This window comes from Arthrobacter zhaoxinii, assembly GCF_024385505.1.
Lineage (GTDB): Bacteria > Actinomycetota > Actinomycetes > Actinomycetales > Micrococcaceae > Arthrobacter_B > Arthrobacter_B zhaoxinii.
Genome location: NZ_JANFLT010000005.1, coordinates 693,904 through 714,347, shown reverse-complemented (window position 1 = coordinate 714,347; position 20,444 = coordinate 693,904). Strand labels below are relative to the sequence as shown.

The following is a 20,444-nucleotide window of genomic DNA, read 5'->3' as shown; positions in this document are numbered from 1 at the left end:
ATGGCGACAGATTATGACGCCCCCCGCAAGATCGAGGAAGACATCGTCTCCGAGCCGATAGCGGCGCTCAAGACCAGGCGTACCGACCCGCAGTCGGCCGTTGTCGACGAGGACGAAGCCGAGGCCGCGGACGGATTCGAGCTGCCCGGGGCGGACCTTTCCGGCGAAGAGCTCCTGGTGCGGGTCCTTCCGGCCCAGGCGGACGAGTTCACCTGCGCGTCGTGCTTCCTGGTCCGCCACCGCTCGCAGATAGCCCTGGAGAAAAACGGAATGTCGTACTGCGTGGACTGCGAAGGGTAGTTCAGCGGTCCTGCGTGAGGGCTTCCACGAGCTTCTCGGGACGCCGCGTCGAGGTCAGCCAGTAGGGCGTGCGGTCCGCCGGATCCGTGATTTCAATGCGGACCACCGGCGAAATCCAGCCCCGGATGCACATGTAGGCCGTGGCGTTAAGTGCCGGACCGCGCTGCATGGTGGCGTCTTCACCGCGGAAGGCCTCCACCTTGCCGATGAAGCGGCGCTCGATCTGTGCCCGGCCAACCTGCAGGGTTTCCGGAGTGACCCGGATCTGGGGGGTCGATATAACGAGCAGGACGGCAAAAATAACGGCGGCAACTACGGCACCAGTGATTCCGGCCGCAAGGCTGATCGGGACAAACACAAAGATGCAGGCGGCGGCGAGGAGGGCCGCGACCAACCAGATCCCGAGGGAGGGAGTGAGGCGTTCGGAATACAGCACGGTGCCGGCGGAGCTCTTTGAGGAACGGCTCTGTGGGGAAGGGGATGACATACCCCCAGCTTTTCACCTTTGGCGGGGCATTTCATCCCGCGCCGTGCCGGGTGCCGGATGCCCGGCGGCCACACAGGAAAACGCGCTAAAGTGTGGGGGTTGGCACGGCGGCCGGGCCCTGGACGGCTCCGCCCGCCGGGAAGCTTCCACACCCCGTGCAGTCCGCCGGGGCAGCAGCTGTCGGAAATCTATGGAAACCGGAGAAACTGGTGCAAGGTGCAGGGACCACGTTGAAGGTACAGCTGAAAATGCTCGACGACGGGCTGGAACCGCCGTCGTACGCGCACCCCGGCGACGCCGGAGCCGACCTTCGCTCCCGGATAGACTTCACCCTCGCACCCGGGGAACGGCAGCTCATTCCCACGGGTGTTTCCCTGGCACTGCCCTTCGGCTATGCAGCCTTTGTCCATCCCCGCTCCGGGCTGGCCACCAAGCACGGCATCAGCATCGTCAACGCACCCGGGACCGTGGATGCCGGTTACCGCGGCGAAATTTCGGTCACGCTGATCAATACCGATGTGTCGCAGCCAGTGACGCTTCGGCGCGGCGACCGGATTGCCCAGCTCGTGATCCAGCGGGTGGAAACGGCAGAGTTTGATCCCGTTGACGAGCTGCCGGACTCCGTCCGGGGAGCCGGCGGATTCGGTTCCACCGGAGGGTTCACCGCCGTTCCGGCCTGATCCGCTTTTCCGGTCCCGGGCGGCAGCAGACACTGCGGCGGCCATACTAAGAACTTGCAGACACACGAGAGAAGGAACGTCGGTTATGGCATTTGGGCGCCGTAGGAAAACCAAGGCAGAGGAAACGGCCGGGACCGAGGCAGCCGCGGAGAACGCAGCGGCCGGGGAGCCGGCAGACGCCGGCAGCGGCGCCGTGCAGGCGGCCGGCGGTCCCTACGATCTCAGCGAGCGTCCCTCCGAGGAAGGCTACATTGACCTCGGAGCCCTCCGGATTGCCGCGTCCCAGGGACTTCAGCTGAGGCTGGAAGTCGAGGAGAAGACCCAGCGCGTGGTTGCCGTGACACTGGATCTGGAAGGTTCCAGCCTTCAGCTGCAGGCCTTCGCCGCTCCGCGGTCCGAGACCCTCTGGGACGATATCCGGGAACAGATCGGCAAATCGGTGGCATCGCAGGGCGGAACAGTGGATGAGCGCTCCGGCATCTTCGGCACTGAGCTGCTGGCCCGGGTGCCCGCGCAGGCCCAGGACGGTTCCAAGGGATACCGGGTGGCCCGCTTTATCGGCGTTGACGGTCCCCGCTGGTTCCTCCGCGGCGTCTTCGGCGGCCCGGCCGCAATGAACCCCGACGCCGCCGGCCCCCTCGAGGAAGTCTTCCGCAACGTCGTGGTGGTCCGCGGCGATCAGCCCCTGCCGCCGCGCGACCTGCTGCAGCTGCGCCTGCCGCGCGATGCTTCCCCGCTCCCTCGCCCCGACAAGGCTGCCGCCAAGCCCGCCGCGCCCGAGCGCGGCCCGGAAATCACGACGATCGGCTAACCGTGTCAGCAGTCACCGCTTCTACGCACAGCGTGAGCATCAAATCCCTGCCGGAGCGCGGCCGTGCGTCCTGCCGCGGCTATGTTTCGGCCATCACCGTGGTTCCGGTCAACGATCCGCCCCGCTTTACGGCGGTGGTCGAGGACTCGATGGCCGAGTACCGGGAAAACCCGGCGACGGCACGGGCCAAGGTCCGCCTGGTCTGGGTGGGCCAGCGCCGGGTGCCGGGGATCGAGGCGGGAACCTGTCTCGCGTTCGAGGGCATGGTGTCCACTGTGGACGGCCGCCCCACGATCTTTAATCCCCGCTACGAAATCATTGGACGCCCGGAGGCCGACGCATGAGCACCCCCAAACAGCCGGAGGACGGCCAGCCGGACCTGAACCAGCTCGCAGGCCAGTACGCGGCGCGGGCCGGCGTGGAACGCCGGGACGACGGCCAGATTGATGTGCTCAGGTCCGTCGGCGGTGTCCGCGGGCTCGCCGAGGCCATTATTCCGGGGCTCCTCTTCACCCTGCTCCACACGGTGGGCGCCGAGCTGAACGTCTCGCTGGGAGCAGCCGTGGCCGCAGCCGCCGTGTTTTCGGTGGCCAACCTTATCCAGCGGCGCCCGCTGATGCAGTCCCTGACCGGTGTGGCAGGCGTCGCCATCTGCGCCTTCGTGGCACTGCGCAGCGGCGACGGCGCCACGTACTTCGTGCCCGGGTTCTACCTGAACGGCGCCTACATCCTGGCGTTCCTGGTCTCAATCGCAGTGAAATGGCCGGTTGCCGGCCTGTTGTTCGGGATGATCCGCGGCGAGAACCTGGACTGGCGCTCCGAACCTGTGCGGCTGAAGGCCTACACCTGGGCCAGCTGGATCATCGTGGCGGTCTTCGCGCTCCGGCTGGCCGTCCAGCTTCCGCTTTTCCTGGCCGGGAACGTGGCCGCGCTGGGCACCATGCGCCTGGCGATGGGCGTACCGCTCTACGCGCTGGGGCTCTGGCTGGCGTGGGTGGTTTCCCGCCCCTCGGCCATCGTGCCGGAAGCAGCGAGCGGGTCCGCATCCTCTCCGGTACCGGGAGACTGAGTTCCGGAGGATTGCGCAGCAGCCGGCTCGGCGTCGAGGGACTCCCGACGTGCCTGCGCAGCAGCCTCAGCCGCGGCGGGGGACAGGACCGCCCGCAGCTCGTCCTCGGCCGCGATGGTGGTGATGAAGAACAGTTCGTCACCGGGCTCGACGACGTCGTCGTTGCTCGGAGTAATGGGAGCGTCGTCGCGCAGGATCGCCACCACGGTGGCATCCTGCGGCCAGTCGATCGACCCCAGAGTCCGGCCCGTGAGGTGCGAATCGGTGGGAACGGTGAACTCGACCATGGAGGACACCCCGGTCTGCAGGCTCAGCAGCCGGACCAGGTCGCCGATCTCGACGGCTTCCTCCACCAGGGCGGTCATCAGGCGCGGCGTGTTCACGGCCACGTCCACACCCCACGAATCGTCGAACATCCAGTCGTTCTTCGGGTTGTTTACCCGGCCCACCGTCCGCGCCACGCCGAATTCACTCTTGGCCAGCAGCGAAACCACGAGGTTGACCTTGTCATCGCCGGTGGCGGAAACGACGACGTCGGCCTCCTCCAGCAGTGCATCCTTCAACGTGGTGAGCTCGCAGGCATCGCCGATCAGCCACCGCGCTCCGCGCAGGCCGCTGCGCCCCACGCACTCGGGCTTTTCGTCGATCAGCAGCACATCGTGGCCGTGGGACAGCAGCTCCTTGGCAATGGACGAGCCCACGCTGCCGGCACCGGCAATCACAACTTTCACAGGGACTCCTTGACTGGTTCCTTGGACAGGATCTTGCTGATTTCGGCCGTCCGGTCCACGGACATCATGGCGTGCAGGACGTCACCCTCCTGGTAGCTGCTGTCCGGCCGCGGCAGGATCCCTTCCCCAAAGCGGGTGATGTAGGCAATCCGGACACCGGCGGCGGTCTCGATACTGCCCAGCGAGCGTCCCAGCCAGCCTTCATGCAGGGACAGCTCACCGAGGATCAGCCGCCCGGAGGACTCCCGGAAATCGCCGTTGATGCTTTGCTCCGGCAGGATCCGGCGCAGCACCTGGTCCGCACTCCACCGGACTGCAGCGACCGTGGGGATGCCAAGGCGCTGGTAGATTTCCGCGCGTCCCGGATCGTAGATGCGCGCAACGACGTGCCCGACGTGGAAGGTCTCACGGGCGACGCGGGTGGCCAGGATATTGGAGTTGTCGCCGCTGGAAACCGCGGCGAACGCGTAGGCCTCTTCGATGCCCGCGGCCTTCAGCGTCTCGCGGTCAAACCCGACGCCGGTCACCTTGCGGCCGGTGAAGGTCTGCCGCAGCCGCCGGAACGCCCGCTCGTCCTGGTCGATGATGGCCACCGAATGGCCGGCATTGTCCAGGGTATGGGCCAGGCTGACGCCTACGCGCCCGCACCCCATGATCACGTAATGGGCCAACTGCCCTACCTCGGTTTCGGTTTGGTCCTCTGGGTGGCTGCTCCGCCTTCAGAGGCGGCTGCACCGTTGTGCCGGACCGTCGGTCCGGCCGTCCGTGCATAAAAAACAATCAACGCCAGCTTAGTCCCGTCGGCGGCCCAAATAGCACCGCGCCCGGCTCCCGTGGTGAGATGGAGTTTTAGGCCTCTTGAAAGAAGCAGAACCACCCCATGTCACTTGAACTCACCATCGGCGCCCCGGCCCACGGCGGCCATTTCGTTGCCCGGCACGAAGGGCGCGTCATTTTTGTCCGGCACGGCCTGCCGGGGGAGCGGGTCCGGGTCCGGCTCACCGAATCCGGCGAGGACGCCAAATTCTGGCGTGCCGACGTCGTCGAGGTCCTGGAGCCCGCCCAGGGGCGCCGCGAGCATTTCTGGAAGGACGCCGATGCGCTGCGCGCCGCAGCCCGGGGCAAGCTGCCCGTGGGCGGCGCCGAGTTCGGCCACATCGACCTTGATGTCCAGCGCCGGCTGAAAGCGGAGATCTTCGCCGAGCAGCTGCGCCGGCTCGGCGGCACCGACCTGGTCCCCGAGGTTGAACCCGCCCTGGAGGAGAGTGCCGACGGCCTGGCCTGGCGCACCCGCGTCAGTTTCTCGGTGGCACCCAGCGGCCGGCTGGCCATGCATGCCCACCGCTCGGACGAGCTGATTCCGGTCGAGGCCATGCCGCTGGCCACTGAGGCGATCAACGCCCTGCGGCTGTGGGAAGCGGACTTCACGGGTATGGACCGAGTAGAGGTCGCCGCGCCGGCGGCAGGCGGGCAGCCCCTGGTCCTGCTGATCCCGGCACCGGGAACCCATCCGCGGATGCCGGCCCGGATTGCCCAGAACCTGCCGGACGGCGTGTCCGTGGCAGCCTGGGATCCGGAAACCCATGAACTCACCCGCCTCAAGGGCCGGACCTGGGTGCAGGAAACAGTGCTCGGCCACGACTACCGGGTCACCGGTGCAGGGTTCTGGCAGATCCACCGCTCCGCACCGCAGACCCTGGCAGCCGCCGTCCTCGAAGGGCTCGACGTGCAGTCCGGGGAATCCGTGGCTGACCTGTACGCAGGTGCCGGGCTGTTCACCGCACCGCTGGCCGAGGCTGCAGGCGAATCCGGCCGGGTGCTCTCGGTGGAAGGATCCCCGGGTGCCAGCCGGGATGCCCGCAAGAACCTCTTCGCCGCACCCCAGGTTTCCATTAGCCAGGGCCGCGTGGACAAGATGCTCCGCGAGGTCGGGGACCTCGACGTCGTACTGCTGGACCCGCCGCGTGCCGGGGCCGGAAAAACGGTGGTGCAGCAGATCGATGCCGCCGCGCCCCGCGTGGTCGGCTACGTGTCCTGCGATCCGGCGTCGTTCTCCCGCGACCTGGGCTATTTCCGCAGCGCCGGCTGGGACATGGACAGCCTGCGGGTCTTTGACCTGTACCCGCATACCCACCACATGGAGTCCTTCGCCGTCCTGCGCAAGCGCTAGGCGAACCGCCCCCGAAACCGCCCGGAAGGCGGCCAGCGAGCCCCGTCACGACGCGTCGTGGCCCATATCTCCTGCGGGCGCCCCTGTAAAGGCTAGGATGGGAGGCAGTTGTCCAGTCCTGCGCCTTTATGGGGGTTTCCCGGGGGAGTTTCCCGCTTTCGAGCGGTTATTGCCCAGGCAGGGGGCATGTGTCGGCAGGGAAATGAACCACCGGTTTTCCTGCCGCCCCCCTTGCCCGGCTATTAGGGAAACCTAACTGGCGGGCAGTTGTGACGTGGACAAAGATAACTAGGTGGCGAGAGGAGTCCTGTTATGACTAATGTGGACAGCTTCGGATCCAAGGGCGTCTTAGACGTCAAAGGTTCCGAGTATGAAATTTTCCGGCTGAATTCCGTCGAAGGCGCCCAGAGCCTTCCGTTCAGCCTCAAGGTCCTGCTGGAGAACCTGCTCCGCACCGAAGACGGTGCAAACATCACTGCGGACCACGTACGTGCCCTGGCGCAGTGGGACGCAGACGCAGAGCCCAGCACCGAAATCCAGTTCACCCCGGCCCGGGTGATCATGCAGGACTTCACCGGCGTACCCTGCATCGTTGACCTGGCCACCATGCGTGAGGCCGTGGCCGAGCTCGGCGGCGACCCGAAGCGCGTGAACCCGCTGGCACCTGCCGAAATGGTCATTGACCACTCCGTGCAGATTGATGCCTTCGGCAACTCCGGCGCCCTCGAGCGCAACATGGAGATCGAATACCAGCGCAACGGCGAGCGGTACCAGTTCCTTCGCTGGGGCCAGACGGCTTTCGATGACTTCAAGGTCGTTCCCCCGGGAATGGGCATTGTGCACCAGGTCAACATCGAATACCTGGCGCGCACGGTCATGACCCGCGAAGTTGACGGCGTCCTGCGTGCCTACCCGGACACCTGCGTCGGCACCGACTCCCACACCACCATGGTCAACGGCCTGGGCGTGCTCGGTTGGGGCGTTGGCGGCATTGAGGCCGAGGCAGCAATGCTCGGCCAGCCCGTCTCCATGCTGATCCCGCGCGTCGTCGGCTTCAAGCTGACCGGCGAGATCCCCGCCGGAGCCACGGCCACCGACGTTGTCCTGACGATCACCGAAATGCTGCGCAAGCACGGCGTTGTGGGCAAGTTCGTGGAGTTCTACGGCGAAGGCGTCGGCGCTGTTCCGCTCGCCAACCGCGCCACCATCGGCAACATGAGTCCGGAATTCGGTTCCACTGCAGCGATCTTCCCGATCGACGACGTGACGCTGGAATACCTGCGCCTGACCGGCCGCTCCGAAGAGAACGTGGCCCTCGTTGAGGCCTACGCCAAGGAGCAGGGCCTGTGGCACGATCCGTCCAAGGAGATCAAGTACTCCGAGTACCTGGAACTGGATCTGTCCACGGTGGTTTCCTCCATCGCCGGCCCGAAGCGCCCGCAGGACCGCGTGGAACTGACCAACGCCAAGACGCAGTTCCGCAATGACCTGAAGAACTACGTCCACGAAACCGTTGAAGCCGAAAACGGCACCGTAGACGAGACGCTGGAAGAGACCTTCCCGGCCTCCGACGCACCCTCGTTCAACGCCAACGCCACGACGGTTGAAGACCACGAACACGACCTGGTTGCCGAGGCGGATGCTCCCGCCGAGCGTGCCACCAACTCCGTTCCGGTCACCATGGCGGACGGCCGCACCTTCGATCTGGACCACGGTGCAGTAACGATCGCGTCGATCACCTCCTGCACCAACACGTCCAACCCCTCCGTGATGATGGCCGCCGCCGTGCTGGCACGCAACGCGGTGGACAAGGGCCTGGCGTCCAAGCCCTGGGTCAAGACCTCGGTAGCTCCGGGCTCGAAGGTCGTCACCGACTACTACGAGAAGTCCGGCCTGATTCCGTACCTCGAGAAGCTCGGCTTCTTCGTGGTCGGCTACGGCTGCGCCACCTGCATCGGCAACTCCGGTCCCCTTGAAGAGGAAATCTCCGAGGCGATCAACGAAGCCGACCTGGCAGTCACCGCAGTGCTCTCGGGCAACCGCAACTTCGAAGGCCGCATCAACCCGGACGTGAAGATGAACTACCTGGCCTCCCCGCCGCTGGTAGTCGCCTACGCCCTGGCCGGCACCATGGACTTCGACTTCGAGAATGACCCGCTGGGCCAGGACGAAGCCGGCAACGACATCTACCTGAAGGACATCTGGCCGAACCCGGTCGAGGTCCAGCAGATCATCGATGCCTCCATCGACCAGAAGATGTTCAGCGACAGCTACAACACCATCTTCGAAGGCGACGACCGCTGGAAGTCCCTGCCCACCCCCGAAGGTGCAACCTTCGAGTGGGACATGGAGTCCACGTACGTCCGGAAGCCCCCGTACTTCGAGGGCATGAAGGCCGAGCCGGAGCCCGTCTCCGACATCCAGGCCGCACGCGTCCTGCTGAAGCTGGGCGATTCGGTCACCACCGACCACATCTCCCCGGCCGGTTCCTTCAAGTCCGACACCCCCGCAGGCAAGTACCTGCTGGAACACGGTGTGGCCCGCAAGGACTTCAACTCCTACGGCTCGCGCCGTGGCAACCACGAAGTCATGATCCGCGGCACCTTCGCCAACATCCGCATCAAGAACCAGCTGCTCGACGGCGTTGAAGGCGGTTTCACCCGCGACTTCAGCCAGGCCGACGCACCGCAGGCTGCCGTTTACGATGCCGCGATGAACTACCAGGCCGCCGGCACCCCGCTGGTTGTCCTGGCCGGCAAGGAATACGGCTCCGGTTCTTCACGTGACTGGGCTGCCAAGGGCACCGCGCTGCTGGGCGTCAAGGCAGTAGTTGCCGAGAGCTACGAGCGGATCCACCGCTCCAACCTCATCGGCATGGGCGTCCTTCCGCTGCAGTACCCGGCCGGCGTCAACGCCGAGTCCCTGGGGCTCACCGGTACGGAAACCTTCTCCGTTGAAGGTGTCACCGAACTGAACAACGGGACCACGCCCAAGACCGTTCGGGTCACGGCCACCCCCGAAAACGGCGAAGCCATCACGTTCGACGCGGTCCTCCGCATCGACACCCCGGGTGAAGCCGACTACTACCGCAACGGCGGCATCCTGCAGTACGTACTGCGCCAGATTTCCGCTAAGTAGCAGTAAACGCACCACGTTCAGGGCCCCGTTTCCCCGATCCGTCCAGAAGGCGGAGGAAGGGAAACGGGGCCCTGAAGCGTTGGGTAGGAACCGCGGAGCGCACGCCGCGCGTTAGAGTTAATCCATTGCGACGGTGTGCAGTGCCGCCGATACGACTCAAGGGAGGCACCCCTGTTGGGACTTCTGGAAACAATCCGGGATCCTCGGGACCTCAGCAGGCTTTCGCTGACACAGCTGAAGCGGCTTGCTGAGGAGATCCGTTCGTTCCTGATCACTAACGTCGCACAGACCGGCGGGCACCTGGGGCCGAACCTGGGCGTGGTGGAACTGACCATGGGCATCCACCGGGTCTTTGATTCCCCGCGGGACAGCATTGTCTTTGACACCGGGCACCAGTCCTATGTGCACAAGATCCTCACCGGCCGCCAGGACTTCGCCACGCTGCGCCAGCAGGGCGGCATGTCCGGCTATCCGGCGCGCGCCGAGTCCGTCCACGACATCGTGGAAAGCTCCCACGCCTCCTCCTCCCTCTCCTGGGCGGACGGCATCTCCCGTGCCCGCCAGCTCAACGGCGAAGGGGACCGCTACACCGTAGTAATGGTGGGCGACGGCGCCCTGACCGGCGGCATGGCCTGGGAAGCCCTCAACAATATCGCCGCTGACCAGCGGCGCCGCGTGGTGATCGTCGTCAACGACAACGGCCGCTCCTACGCCCCGACCATCGGCGGCCTGGCCGACTACCTCGCCTCCCTGCGGCCCACCATTGACGCCGTGCGCACGCACCACGCCTATGAAAACACCCTCGGCTGGTGGCGCGACCGTCTGCAGCAGGGCGGTCCTGCCGGCCGGTTCGCCTACCGCAGCCTGCACGCCGCGAAGAAGGGCATCAAGGACTGGTGGACCCCGCAGGGCCTCTTCGAGGACCTCGGCATGAAGTACGTGGGACCCATCGACGGCCATGACCTTGACGCCGTCGAACGCGCCCTGCACAAGGCCAAGAACTACGCCGGCCCGGTCATCGTGCACGCCATGACCGAGAAGGGACGCGGCTACGCCCCGGCCCGCGCGCACGAGGCAGACCAGTTCCACGCCGTCGGCATCATCGATCCGGAAACCGGTGCCCCGGTGGAGCCGGGCGGCAAGGAATCCTGGACCTCCGTGTTCGCCACGGAGATCGCCGAGATTGCCGACGAACGCAGCGATATCGTCGGGATCACCGGCGCCATGCTGATTCCGGTCGGACTGCACCGGTTCGCCGAGCGGCACCCCGAGCGGGTGATCGACGTCGGCATCGCCGAGCAGCATGCCCTCACCTCCGCTGCAGGCATGGCTTTCGGCGGCCTGCATCCGGTGGTGGCGTTGTACGCCACCTTCCTGAACCGGGCCTTCGACCAGCTGCTGATGGATGTTGCGCTGCACAAGGCCGGCGTCACGATCGTCCTCGACCGGGCGGGCGTGACCGGCCCCGACGGCGCCAGCCACCACGGCATGTGGGACATGTCCATGCTGCAGATTGTTCCCGGGCTGCACCTCGCCGCACCGCGCGACGCCACCCGCCTGAAGGAAGAACTGCGCGAAGCCGTGGCCATCTCGGATGCCCCCAGCGTTGTCCGCTTCTCCAAGGGCACCGTGGGCAGCGATATTGACGCCGTGGAGCGGACCTCCGACGGCGTGGACATCCTGGCCCGCCGTCCCACCGGAGACAGCTCCAATGACGTCCTGATCGTCAGCGTGGGTGCCATGGCGGATATGGCCCTTGACGTTGCCGACCGCCTCGGCGCGCAGGGCATCAGCTCCACCGTGGTGGACCCGCGCTGGGTATTGCCCGTCCCGCGGTCCATCATCAGCATCGCTGCCGAGCACCGGATTGTCATCGTGATCGAAGACGGCGTCCGGGCCGGCGGCGTCGGATCGCGGATCCGGCAGGAAATGCGGGCCGCCGGCGTCGACACAGCACTCAACGAAGTCGGGCTTCCGGCGGAGTTCCTGGATCACGGCAGCCGGAGCGAGGTGCTCGAGCGGGTGGGACTGACCGCCCGGCAGATCGCCAACGACGTCGTCGCGCAGGTCCTGGGCACCAAGGTTCCGTTTGCCCGTCCGCTGCCCGGCTCCGAAATGCCGACGGGGCAGGTGCCGAAGATCCAGTAGTCACGCAGGTCCGGGCGGCCGGACCACTGTGAAGGGGAGTAGCCATGGCGGACAACGTTCCTGCCCTTGCCGTTACGGGGGCGACCGGCGCCCTGGGCGGCGCCGTCGCCCGGTTGCTCGGGGAAGCCGGAGTCCGTCAGCGGCTGCTGGCACGGAACACCGCCCGGCTGCCTCAGCTGCCGGATACTCCCGTCTTTGCAGCGTCCTACCTGGACCGGCCGCAGTCCGTCAGCGCCCTGCGCGGCGTGCAGACACTGTTTATGGTGTCTGCCGACGAGAGCCCGCACCGGGTGGAAGACCAGTGCACGTTTGTGGATGCCGCCGTCGAGGCCGGGGTGGAGCACCTTGTGTACACGTCATTCATGGGCGCGGCACCCGATGCCGTCTTCACCCTGGCCCGCGACCATGCCGCCACCGAGGAGTACATTTCCTCCCGGAACGGGCTCGCGTACACGTTCCTGCGCGACTGCCTCTATCAGGATGTGCTGCCCACCTTTGTCCAGCCCGACGGCGTCATCCGCGGCCCGGCGGGGGACGGCCGTTTTGCGCCGGTGGCCCGGACCGATGTTGCCCGTACCGCTGTGAAGATCCTGCTCTCCCCGGAACGGCATCGGAACCGCACCTACGCCCTCACCGGTCCCGCCGAGCTGACCATGGCCGAGGCAGCAGGCATCCTGTCCACGGTGACCGGAAGGCGCGTGCGATATGAGCCGGAGTCCTACGACGAGGCCATGGCGTCGCGGACAAAGGCCGGGGCCGCGCAGTGGCAGGCCGAGGCCTGGACCAGCAGCTACCAGGCCATTGCGGCGGGGCAGCTGGCACCGGCCAGCCCGGACATTGAACAGATCACCGGCGTTGCTCCGCTGAGGTTCGAGGATTACCTGCAGCAACCCCGCAAGTAAGCGTTCGAAGGGGAGTGCCGTGCGGGGGGAACAGAGGATAGTGTCATGGGTATGGCTCAGGACATATTCCCGGATATCCAGCGGTTTCTTGCCGAATGCACAGTCGGCGATCTGGATGACGAGGTGACCCCCGTGGCCGACCTCTACGGCATGTACATGATCTGGAGTGAACAGCAGGGGATGGAACCGCAGGGCATGCAGGTTTTCTCCGCCGCGGTCCAGGGGGAGGGGATAGAGGCAGAGCGCCGGCGCAGTGAACAGGTTTACACCGGGCTGCTCCCCACCGGGGCCATCCCCATCCAGTACATCCTTGAAACGGACAAGGCCCCCGGACCCAACAACACCCTGGACACCTTCCCGGGCTGAGTTCCGGCGGCGTCGCGGAACCTGCGGCCGCAACGAGGCGGAGTTCCGAGGTATACCGTAGCTTCCATGACTTCTTACAACAGACTTGGAAATTCCGGCCTGACCGTCTCCACGGTCGGGCTGGGCTGCAACAACCTGGGCCGACCGGGAACACCCACCGAATCGCAGGAGGGCACCGACGCCGTCGTCCACGCCGCGATCGACGCCGGCATCACCTTGTTCGACGTGGCCGATACGTATGGGCGCACGCCGGGGCTGAGCGAGGAAATGCTGGGCAAGGCGCTGGGCTCCCGGCGCGATGACATTGTGCTGGCTACCAAGTTCGGTATGGACATGCAGGGCGTCAACGGTGCCGACTTCGGTGCCCGGGGCTCGCGCCGCTATATCGTGAAGGCCGCGGAAGCCTCCCTGCGCCGGCTGAACACGGACTGGATTGACCTGTACCAGTTCCACACACCGGACCCCCTGACGCCCATCGAAGAGACCCTTGCGGCCCTGGATGATCTGGTGACCAGCGGCAAGGTCCGCTACATCGGACACTCCAACCGCACGGGCTGGCAGATTGCCGAAGCCGAGTTCACCGCGCGCATGGGCGGATACACCCCGTTCATCTCCGCACAGAACCACTACAACCTGCTGGACCGCCGGGCCGAGCTCGAGGTCACTCCCGCCGCCGAAGCGTACGGGCTGGGTGTGCTGCCCTACTTCCCGCTGGCCAACGGCCTGCTCACCGGCAAGTACAGCAGCGGCAAGGCTCCCGAAGGCAGCCGGCTTACCCATTCGCGGAAGAACCTGCTGGAGAACGCCGATATGGAGCAGCTGGCGGAGTTCGGCCGGTTCGCCGCGGACCGCGGTCTGACCGAAGTGCAGGTCGCCTTCTCCTGGCTCGCAGCTCAGCCGTCGGTCGCGTCCGTGATCGCCGGGGCTACGAAGGTGGAGCAGGTGCAGCAGAACGCCGAGGCCGTGTGCTGGGTTCCGTCGGAGAAGGACCTTGAAGAACTGGACCGGATCTTCCCGCGGACGCCGAAGGTTGCTTTGTTCTAGTCTTGTCACTCGCCTTGGGTGCGCTGGTGGGTCCGGTGGGTCCGGTGGCCCGGTGGGTCCGGTGGCCCGGTGGGTCCGGAACGGCGGCAACGAAAATCCCTGCTCGCAGAGCTCGCCGAGATTATTAAAGCCGCCTAACCCGGACCCTCCGGGCCCAACGGTGCCTCCGCAAGCCTCCGCCTAGCCCTGACCCGCGGGAGGCTCAGGCGGGCTTGGTTGCCCTGCCGTCGAGCCACAGGGTGTCGGAGTCGTCCCGGTGGGTTCCCGTAGTGCCCACATGTTTCTGATCTATGGAGGCGCCGTTCTTAATGACATGGACGAGTGCCATCCCATGCCCGCGCCCGATTCCATAGTCGGTTTTGAGCCATTCGAGGATTTCCCCGGCTTTCACGTTGCCGCCGCTGAATCCTTTAGCGGCGGCAATATCCACGAGCTGGCGGGGTGTTAGTCCCGTTTTCTCCTCGATGGCGTCGAGGTAGGCCTGGAAAGACATCTGGTTCTCCTAAAATCCTGAGCTGACTTTGCGGATTCGCCGGGTTGGTTGCAGGAGCGCTAGCTGCCAGTCTCTTCCTCGCGTTCCTGCCGGTAACTCTCACGCTGCTGTAGGACGAAGCTTGCCAGCAGCTTGATGAAAGCAGCGCCCAGTACCAGGAAAAGACCTATCAACAACCAATTCCACGGCTCGTCGAACGGTAGGAGAAGAACCAGCCACAAAGAGACGCAAGCACTGAGCATGAACAGCACCATTCGCTTTGTACGCGTCTGCGACCATGCTGGGTCCTGACTCATGCAGGGAGGTTAGCGCGGCCGCTGCCCGCTGACCAGACCCGAATGAAATGCACCGGGACGGACACGCAAAAGCGCCGGACGGACCGGGTTAGGCGGCTTTAATAATCCTTGCGAGCTCTGCGAGCAAAGGATTTTCGTTGCCGCCGTTCCGGTCCGCCCGGCGCGGGCGAAGCGAACGGACTAACTAGGCAGCAGCAGCCTCATGGAACTTCCTGCCGTTCACGCGCTCGGACGCCCCGACACGGTCCAGGTACGGCGTGATGCCGCCCAGGTGCATCGGCCAGCCGGCACCGAGGATGACGCACAGGTCGATGTCCTCGGGACCTGCCACAACGCCCTCTTCGAGCATGAGCCCGATTTCCTCGGCCAGGGCATCCTGCGTCCGGCGCAGGACTTCCTCGGAGGTGGAGGGAGTGGTGCCGAAGTCCAGCATCGCCAGGGTTTCCTCGGGGATGTAGGCGTTGCCGTCCTCGTCCTTCTGCCACAGGGACTTGATGCCGGCGTCGATGATCTTCTGGGAGTTCTTCGAGAGCCAGAAGCGCTCACCGAACGCCGAGTGCAGGGATTCCTGCACATGCTGTCCCACCGGCAGGCCCACCAGGGCCAGCAGGGTGAACGGCGACATCGGCAGGCCCATCGGGCGCAGCGCGTTGTCTGCGGTGGCAGCATCGGTGCCCTCGTCGAAGACCATGGTGATCTCGCCGAACATACGGCCCAGGATGCGGTTCACCACGAAGGCGGCAGCGTCCTTGACCAGCACGGCGGTCTTCTTCAGCTGCTTGGCCAGCACAAACGCGGTGGCCAGCACGGCGTCGTCGGTCTTGGGAGCGCGTACGATTTCCAGCAGCGGCATCACGGCCACCGGGTTGAAGAAGTGGAAGCCCACCACACGCTCCGGGTGCTGCAGGTCAGCCGCCATCTCCGTCACGGAGAGCGAGGAGGTGTTGGTGGCCAGGATGCACTCGGGGGAGACCACGGCCTCCACCTCGGCGAACACCTGCTTCTTCACGGAGAGTTCCTCGAAGACGGCTTCGATGACGAAGTCGGCGTCGGAGAACGCTTCCTTGGACACCGACCCGGTGACCAGGGCCTTGGTACGGTTGGCGGCGTCGGGGGAGATGCGCTTCTTGGCCAGGAGCTTGTCCACCTCCGCGTGCACGTAGCCCACACCTTTGTCCACGCGCGCCTGGTCGATGTCCGTCATCACCACGGGCACCTTGAGCTGGCGGGCGAAGAGCAGGGCGAGCTGGCTGGCCATCAGGCCGGCGCCGACCACGCCCACCTTGGTGACCGGGCGGGCCAGCTTCTTATCCGGAGCACCGGCGGGCCGCTTGCCGCGCTTCTGGACCAGGTCCAGGAACGCGTAGACGGTGGAGCGGAACTGCGGGGTCTGCATCAGCTCGGCCAGGGCATTGCACTCGGCGTCACGGGACTCCTCGCGGGTCCACGTCTTGCCGGCTTCGAGCAGGTCCAGGACCTTAGCCGGTGCAGGTGCTGCGTTGGAGGTCTTGGCCTCCACAAAGGCGCGACCCTTGGCGACGGCGGCATCCCACGCTTCGCCGGCGTCGGCGGGTTCGACGGCGTTGGGCCGGGACACCTGCTCCTCGCCGCTGATCACGCGGGAGGCCCAGGCCAGCGACTGCTCGAGGAAATCCGCCGGCTCGAACAGGGCATCGGCAATGCCCAGCTTGTAGGCGGCAGCCCCGGACAGGGTGCGGTTGTTGCTCAGCGGGTTCTCGATCATCACCTTGACGGCGTTCTCGGGGCCGATCAGGCGCGGCAGCAGGTAGACGCCGCCCCAGCCCGGCACCAGGCCGATGAACGCTTCCGGCAGCGACAGGGCACCGGCACCGGTGGAGACGGTGCGGTAGTCCGACTGCAGGGCGATCTCCAGTCCGCCGCCGAGGGCTACACCGTTGATGAAGGCGAAGCTGGGCACGCCCAGGTTGCCGAGCTTGGCGTAGACGTCGTGGCCCAGGTGGGCCATGGCCGCACCGTCTTCATAGTCGGAGATGGACTTCACGGCGGAAAGGTCGGCGCCGGCCACGAGGTAGAACGGCTTGCCGGTGACGCCGACGCCGACAATCTCGCCCTTGTCCGCGCGGGCCTTGAGCTCGTCCAGCTTCTGACCCAGCTCAAGGAGCGTGTTCGGGCCCAGCGTGGTGGGACGTGAGTGGTCGACGTCGTTGTCCAGGGTGATCAGGGCGAAGGTGCCGGCGTTGCCCGGCAGCTGGATGTCGGAGACGTAGGAGTGGGTGATGACCTCGGTGGGGAAGAGGCCCGCGAGGCGCTGGTAGTCAGGAGCAGACATTACTTCGTGGCCTCCGTGGAATCGGTGTTGTAGTCGGGGTGGTTCGGGTTTTCCCAGATCACGGTGGCGCCCATGCCCAGGCCGATGCACATGGTGGTCATGCCGTAGCGGACGCTCGGGTCTTCCTCGAACTGGCGGGCCAGCTGGTTCATCAGGCGGACGCCCGAGGAGGCCAGCGGGTGGCCGACGGCGATGGCGCCGCCGTAGCGGTTCACGCGGGGGTCGTCGTCGGCGATGCCGAAGTGGTCCAGGAAGGCCAGGACCTGGATGGCGAAGGCCTCGTTGATTTCGAAGAGGCCGATGTCCTCGATGGACAGGCCGGTCTGCTTCAGCACCTTTTCGGTGGAGGGGACCGGGCCGTAGCCCATGACCTCGGGCTCGACGCCGGCGAAGGCGTAGCCGACCAGGCGCATCTTGACGCCCAGGCCGAGTTCCTCGGCAGCTTCGGCGGAGGCCAGCAGCGCGGTGGTGGCGCCGTCGTTCAGGCCGGCAGCGTTACCGGCGGTGACCCGGCCGTGCGCACGGAACGGGGTGCGCAGCTGTGCGAGGTCTTCAACGGTGGTGCCCGGGCGCGGCGGCTCGTCCACGGTGTTCAGGGTCCAGCCGGTGCCGGGCTTCTTGGTGGCGACGGGGACCAGATCCGGCTGGATGGAGTTGCCGGCGTAGGCCTTGGCAAGCTTTTCCTGGCTGGCGGCGGCGTACGCGTCGGTGCGGTCCTTGGTGATGTGCGGGAAGCGGTCGTGCAGGTTCTCCGCGGTGTTGCCCATGTTCAGGGCAGCCGGGTCCACCAGGCGCTCGGTCATGAAGCGCGGGTTCGGATCGGCGTCCTTGCCCATCGGGTGGTTGCCCATGTGCTCCACGCCGCCGGCAATGACGACGTCGTAGGCGCCGAAGCCGATACCGGACGCGGTGGTGGTCACGGCCGTCATGGCACCGGCGCACATGCGGTCAATGGCGAAGCCCGGCACCGTGCGCGGCAGGCCGGCCAGCAGGGCTGCGGTGCGCCCGATGGTCATGCCCTGGTCACCGGACTGCGTGGTGGCGGCGATGGCTACTTCATCAATACGTTCCGGAGGAAGGGAGGGGTTGCGGCGCATCAGTTCCCGGATGCACTTGACCACCAGGTCATCAGCACGCATTCCGGCGTAGATGCCCTTGTCGCCTGCTTTGCCGAAGGGTGTCCGCACTCCGTCAACGAAAACTACGTCCCTGATCTGCCGTGATCGGCTTTGTGGGCTCACGTACTTACTCCTCTTTGAGATATGAAACGGAACTACGTCCGGGCTCGATGTTACTCGCGGGTAACATAGCCTGCAAGGACGCCGCGGGTGACTGCGGAAAGAAGGTCCGATATGGCATGGATCACGCCGGCGCCAGCACCGACCCTATCGACATACCGGCGTTCGAGAAACCCGGTGTTAGGTTGGCCCGGTGGATTTTGTCGCGGACCCGCAGCTGGCGGCCTGGCTTGCAGAGTCGCAGCGCGCCGAAGGCGGGAAACCCTCCCTGGAACAGATCCGGCAGCTGCGGCTGCCGCGCGCCCGCCCGCCCGGTCCCGAGCTGGTGCAGGTGCAGGATGTGACGGTTCCCGCCGATGTCCCGGTGCGGACCCGGTTGTACCGCTCCTGCATGAGGCCGCAGCCGTTGACGGTGTTTGTCCACGGCGGGGGCTTCGTGTTCGGCGGCCTGGCATCGCATGACCGCCTGTGCCGCAGGCTGGCGCTGCTGGCGGGAACGGCGGTACTGGCGGTGGACTACCGGCTGGCCCCTGAGCATCCGGCTCCGGCGGCGGTGGACGACGTCGCGGCGGTGCTGGCCTGGGCGGCAAGGGGGCCGGGGGAGCTGGGGCCGTTGAACCCACGAGTCGGACTGGCCGGTGACAGCGCCGGCGGGCTGATTGCCTTCCTTGCCGCCCAGCGGCTTGTCGGCACACCGGCCCGGCCCGATCTTCTGTTCCTGGCGTATCCGAATGCGGACCTGACCCTCAGCCTGCCCAGTGTCCGGGAGAAAGGAGAGGGGTGGGGGCTGTCGGCACGGGATCTCGCCTTTTACATAGCCCAGTGGATTCCGGAAGCATCGAACCTGTCGGGCTTCAGCCCCGTGGACGGCGCGCGCCGCTGCCCCATGCCGGTGCCGACGCTGCTGGCAACTGCCGAACATGATCCACTGCGGGATGAAGGAAAACAGCTGGCCGACGAGCTGGCCCGCGGCGGAACCGACGTCGAGTATCTGCCACACCCCGGCCTGGTCCACGGATTTATGACGCTGGATACGGTATCGCCGGCCGCGCGGACGGCCGGCGATACCCTGCTCCGGCGGTACGGGAAAATGCTAGGAAGAATCCGGATCTAGGGCCGAAAATCGGTCATCCGTGCTTCGCGGAGCTTGATTATCCCTACCTCGCGGCGCTTGATGCGGCCACGCCAGCGGTGCGTGAAAAACAGGGCAACGGCGCATAGGGCAGGGGGCAGGAGAACGCCGATTACGGCGCCCATGGAATAGGCGATGCCTCCGGTTCCCTCTTCCAGCGTCATCGCCAGGCTCCCCGGCACAACGAGCAGGAATAAGGCGCCTGTCGCGTACCCGATGACCAGCATGACGACGGTGGCAAGTTTCTTGCCCGTCTCTTTCTTCGGCAGCTGACCTTGGGCATACCCGGTGCCTGCGAGTTGTCCGGGGTACTGCGGGTACTGCGGGTATTGCCCGCGGCGTTCCTGCTGTGCGGGCTCCTGCCGGGCCCCATACTGCGCACCGGGCTCAGGCACAGACGCCTGCGGAGCGCCTGGCTCCGGGTAGCCGGGTGGCCTCGGGTTGTTGCTCAACTGTCCCCCATTTGCTTGCGTTTATTTGATGCGCCCGGCCATGTCGGCACCGTGCGGTGGCCGGCCCTCGCCGCTGCGGGACCAGTGAACCGTGACATCGGGGCTGCCTATGCCTGCCAATAGGCGGCACAGCGGTCATTCCCGCCGGAGAAAAAGTTCTTGCCCGTTACGTCAGAGATCAGGCGTGACGGCGCAGTAGGCGCTCTCGGCCCCTGTGGACGTTTGCTCTTCCATCACTTCGCCGTCCACCGTGATTTTACAGGTGATGGACGTGGCCGATTCATCCTTGGTGGCGGAGACGTCGTAGAAACTCTCGTATTCCGTCTCGTTCTTGTCCGTCAGTTCCCTGGTGAACGGGAGCGCGACGTCGGTGAGTTGCTCGTCTTCATTCGCGCCGACCTTGCCGGAGACGATGACGGAAGGGGAGGTGGGGCTGTCGCTGCTCACCTCGAAGAGGATGGTGTGCGTCTTGGCTTCCTCCGAGGCCGGCTCCTGGGCGTCGGCCGGCTCGTCCCCGCCGCCGCATCCGGTCAGCGAAGCGGCCAGGAGCAGGACGGCAGTTGCTGCCAGTTTTCTCTTCATGGATCCCCCAAGGTCTCGTGAGTATTCGCCTGTGAACCATATCACTGATGCTTTGGGCGGAAGCATGCTTACTAATTCGTTTCGCGCCGGGCAC

The 20,444-nt window shown here is 66.1% G+C and carries 21 protein-coding genes; 12 read left to right on the top strand and 9 right to left on the bottom strand.

Going from position 1 to position 20,444, the window contains the following annotated elements; translation table 11 throughout:
• Positions 1-300 (top strand): DUF4193 domain-containing protein, encoded by a 300-nt coding sequence (locus tag NNX37_RS10800; RefSeq protein WP_255792647.1) that lies wholly within the window; start codon positions 1-3, stop codon positions 298-300.
• Position 301: 1 nt separating this feature from the next.
• On the opposite strand, the gene NNX37_RS10795 is transcribed toward NNX37_RS10800, so the two are convergent.
• Positions 302-787: a DUF3093 domain-containing protein gene (locus tag NNX37_RS10795; RefSeq protein ID WP_255792644.1), complete on the bottom strand. Its 486-nt coding sequence runs from the start codon at positions 785-787 to the stop codon at positions 302-304.
• A 206-nt stretch (positions 788-993) separates the two neighbouring features.
• On the opposite strand from NNX37_RS10795, the gene dut reads away from it, so the two are divergent.
• From dut to NNX37_RS10775, 4 genes are all read left to right on the top strand, one after another.
• Positions 994-1,467 carry a dUTP diphosphatase gene (dut, locus tag NNX37_RS10790; protein ID WP_255792842.1) on the top strand — a complete coding sequence of 158 codons (474 nt, stop codon included), beginning with the start codon at positions 994-996 and terminating at the stop codon, positions 1,465-1,467.
• 85 nt (positions 1,468-1,552) lie between these two features.
• A complete protein-coding gene (locus tag NNX37_RS10785; RefSeq protein ID WP_255792643.1) occupies positions 1,553-2,278 on the top strand; it encodes a DUF3710 domain-containing protein in 726 nt (241 codons plus the stop codon).
• 32 nt (positions 2,279-2,310) lie between these two features.
• Complete coding sequence (locus NNX37_RS10780; RefSeq protein WP_255792641.1) at positions 2,311-2,622, top strand: single stranded DNA-binding domain-containing protein; 312 nt, start codon at positions 2,311-2,313, stop codon at positions 2,620-2,622.
• A complete protein-coding gene (locus tag NNX37_RS10775; protein WP_255792639.1) occupies positions 2,619-3,347 on the top strand; it encodes a DUF3159 domain-containing protein in 729 nt (242 codons plus the stop codon). The genes NNX37_RS10780 and NNX37_RS10775 overlap by 4 nt, the downstream gene beginning before the upstream one ends.
• Here the strand turns inward: NNX37_RS10775 and NNX37_RS10770 are convergent.
• Both NNX37_RS10770 and NNX37_RS10765 read right to left on the bottom strand, forming a co-directional pair.
• On the bottom strand, positions 3,245-4,078 hold the full coding sequence (locus tag NNX37_RS10770) for a potassium channel family protein (protein ID WP_255792638.1): 834 nt from the start codon (positions 4,076-4,078) through the stop codon (positions 3,245-3,247). The genes NNX37_RS10775 and NNX37_RS10770 overlap by 103 nt on opposite strands.
• A complete protein-coding gene (locus NNX37_RS10765) occupies positions 4,075-4,749 on the bottom strand; it encodes a potassium channel family protein (protein WP_255792637.1) in 675 nt (224 codons plus the stop codon). The genes NNX37_RS10770 and NNX37_RS10765 overlap by 4 nt, the downstream gene beginning before the upstream one ends.
• Positions 4,750-4,958: 209 nt before the next feature.
• Between NNX37_RS10765 and NNX37_RS10760 the strand changes: the two genes are divergently transcribed.
• The 6 genes from NNX37_RS10760 to NNX37_RS10735 all read left to right on the top strand — a co-directional run bounded on the left by NNX37_RS10760 (position 4,959) and on the right by NNX37_RS10735 (position 13,846).
• Complete coding sequence (locus tag NNX37_RS10760; protein ID WP_255792636.1) at positions 4,959-6,248, top strand: class I SAM-dependent RNA methyltransferase; 1,290 nt, start codon at positions 4,959-4,961, stop codon at positions 6,246-6,248.
• Positions 6,249-6,560: 312 nt separating this feature from the next.
• Positions 6,561-9,386 (top strand): aconitate hydratase AcnA, encoded by a 2,826-nt coding sequence (acnA, locus tag NNX37_RS10755; protein ID WP_255792634.1) that lies wholly within the window; start codon positions 6,561-6,563, stop codon positions 9,384-9,386.
• Between the two features lie 174 nt (positions 9,387-9,560).
• Positions 9,561-11,534, top strand: coding sequence for a 1-deoxy-D-xylulose-5-phosphate synthase (gene dxs / locus NNX37_RS10750; RefSeq protein ID WP_255792632.1), 1,974 nt, complete (start codon positions 9,561-9,563; stop codon positions 11,532-11,534).
• A gap of 44 nt (positions 11,535-11,578) precedes the next feature.
• A complete protein-coding gene (locus NNX37_RS10745; RefSeq protein ID WP_255792630.1) occupies positions 11,579-12,436 on the top strand; it encodes an SDR family oxidoreductase in 858 nt (285 codons plus the stop codon).
• Between the two features lie 51 nt (positions 12,437-12,487).
• Complete coding sequence (locus tag NNX37_RS10740; RefSeq protein ID WP_255792629.1) at positions 12,488-12,802, top strand: hypothetical protein; 315 nt, start codon at positions 12,488-12,490, stop codon at positions 12,800-12,802.
• Positions 12,803-12,868: 66 nt separating this feature from the next.
• On the top strand, positions 12,869-13,846 hold the full coding sequence (locus tag NNX37_RS10735; protein WP_255792627.1) for an aldo/keto reductase: 978 nt from the start codon (positions 12,869-12,871) through the stop codon (positions 13,844-13,846).
• Between the two features lie 202 nt (positions 13,847-14,048).
• Here the strand turns inward: NNX37_RS10735 and NNX37_RS10730 are convergent, their stop codons facing one another.
• The 4 genes from NNX37_RS10730 to NNX37_RS10715 form a co-directional block, all read right to left on the bottom strand.
• Positions 14,049-14,339 (bottom strand): DUF4287 domain-containing protein, encoded by a 291-nt coding sequence (locus tag NNX37_RS10730; RefSeq protein WP_255792626.1) that lies wholly within the window; start codon positions 14,337-14,339, stop codon positions 14,049-14,051.
• A 59-nt stretch (positions 14,340-14,398) separates the two neighbouring features.
• Positions 14,399-14,635, bottom strand: a complete 237-nt coding sequence (locus tag NNX37_RS10725; protein ID WP_255792625.1) for a hypothetical protein — start codon at positions 14,633-14,635, stop codon at positions 14,399-14,401.
• A 184-nt stretch (positions 14,636-14,819) separates the two neighbouring features.
• A complete protein-coding gene (locus tag NNX37_RS10720) occupies positions 14,820-16,946 on the bottom strand; it encodes a 3-hydroxyacyl-CoA dehydrogenase NAD-binding domain-containing protein (protein WP_255792624.1) in 2,127 nt (708 codons plus the stop codon).
• Entirely contained in the window at positions 16,946-18,187 is a 1,242-nt protein-coding gene (locus tag NNX37_RS10715) for a thiolase family protein (RefSeq protein ID WP_255792623.1), read from the bottom strand. The genes NNX37_RS10720 and NNX37_RS10715 overlap by 1 nt, the downstream gene beginning before the upstream one ends.
• Before the next feature lie 190 nt (positions 18,188-18,377).
• Between NNX37_RS10715 and NNX37_RS10710 the strand changes: the two genes are divergently transcribed.
• On the top strand, positions 18,378-19,298 hold the full coding sequence (locus tag NNX37_RS10710; RefSeq protein ID WP_255792621.1) for an alpha/beta hydrolase fold domain-containing protein: 921 nt from the start codon (positions 18,378-18,380) through the stop codon (positions 19,296-19,298).
• Here the strand turns inward: NNX37_RS10710 and NNX37_RS10705 are convergent.
• Entirely contained in the window at positions 19,295-19,711 is a 417-nt protein-coding gene (locus NNX37_RS10705; protein ID WP_255792620.1) for a hypothetical protein, read from the bottom strand. The genes NNX37_RS10710 and NNX37_RS10705 overlap by 4 nt on opposite strands.
• A 228-nt stretch (positions 19,712-19,939) precedes the next feature.
• Positions 19,940-20,350 (bottom strand): MmpS family transport accessory protein, encoded by a 411-nt coding sequence (locus tag NNX37_RS10700; protein ID WP_255792618.1) that lies wholly within the window; start codon positions 20,348-20,350, stop codon positions 19,940-19,942.
• Between the last annotated feature and the right edge of the window lie 94 nt (positions 20,351-20,444).

What these genes read in the sequence shown, in the direction of transcription:
- NNX37_RS10800 (WP_255792647.1), top strand. Translation starts at nt 1, where the DNA reads ATGGCGACAGATTATGACGCCCCCCGCAAGATCGAGGAAGACATCGTC.
- NNX37_RS10795 (WP_255792644.1), bottom strand. Translation starts at nt 787, where the DNA reads ATGTCATCCCCTTCCCCACAGAGCCGTTCCTCAAAGAGCTCCGCCGGC.
- NNX37_RS10785 (WP_255792643.1), top strand. Translation starts at nt 1,553, where the DNA reads ATGGCATTTGGGCGCCGTAGGAAAACCAAGGCAGAGGAAACGGCCGGG.
- NNX37_RS10775 (WP_255792639.1), top strand. Translation starts at nt 2,619, where the DNA reads ATGAGCACCCCCAAACAGCCGGAGGACGGCCAGCCGGACCTGAACCAG.
- NNX37_RS10760 (WP_255792636.1), top strand. Translation starts at nt 4,959, where the DNA reads ATGTCACTTGAACTCACCATCGGCGCCCCGGCCCACGGCGGCCATTTC.
- acnA (WP_255792634.1), top strand. Translation starts at nt 6,561, where the DNA reads ATGACTAATGTGGACAGCTTCGGATCCAAGGGCGTCTTAGACGTCAAA.
- NNX37_RS10745 (WP_255792630.1), top strand. Translation starts at nt 11,579, where the DNA reads ATGGCGGACAACGTTCCTGCCCTTGCCGTTACGGGGGCGACCGGCGCC.
- NNX37_RS10740 (WP_255792629.1), top strand. Translation starts at nt 12,488, where the DNA reads ATGGCTCAGGACATATTCCCGGATATCCAGCGGTTTCTTGCCGAATGC.
- NNX37_RS10735 (WP_255792627.1), top strand. Translation starts at nt 12,869, where the DNA reads ATGACTTCTTACAACAGACTTGGAAATTCCGGCCTGACCGTCTCCACG.
- NNX37_RS10730 (WP_255792626.1), bottom strand. Translation starts at nt 14,339, where the DNA reads ATGTCTTTCCAGGCCTACCTCGACGCCATCGAGGAGAAAACGGGACTA.
- NNX37_RS10725 (WP_255792625.1), bottom strand. Translation starts at nt 14,635, where the DNA reads ATGAGTCAGGACCCAGCATGGTCGCAGACGCGTACAAAGCGAATGGTG.
- NNX37_RS10720 (WP_255792624.1), bottom strand. Translation starts at nt 16,946, where the DNA reads ATGTCTGCTCCTGACTACCAGCGCCTCGCGGGCCTCTTCCCCACCGAG.
- NNX37_RS10700 (WP_255792618.1), bottom strand. Translation starts at nt 20,350, where the DNA reads ATGAAGAGAAAACTGGCAGCAACTGCCGTCCTGCTCCTGGCCGCTTCG.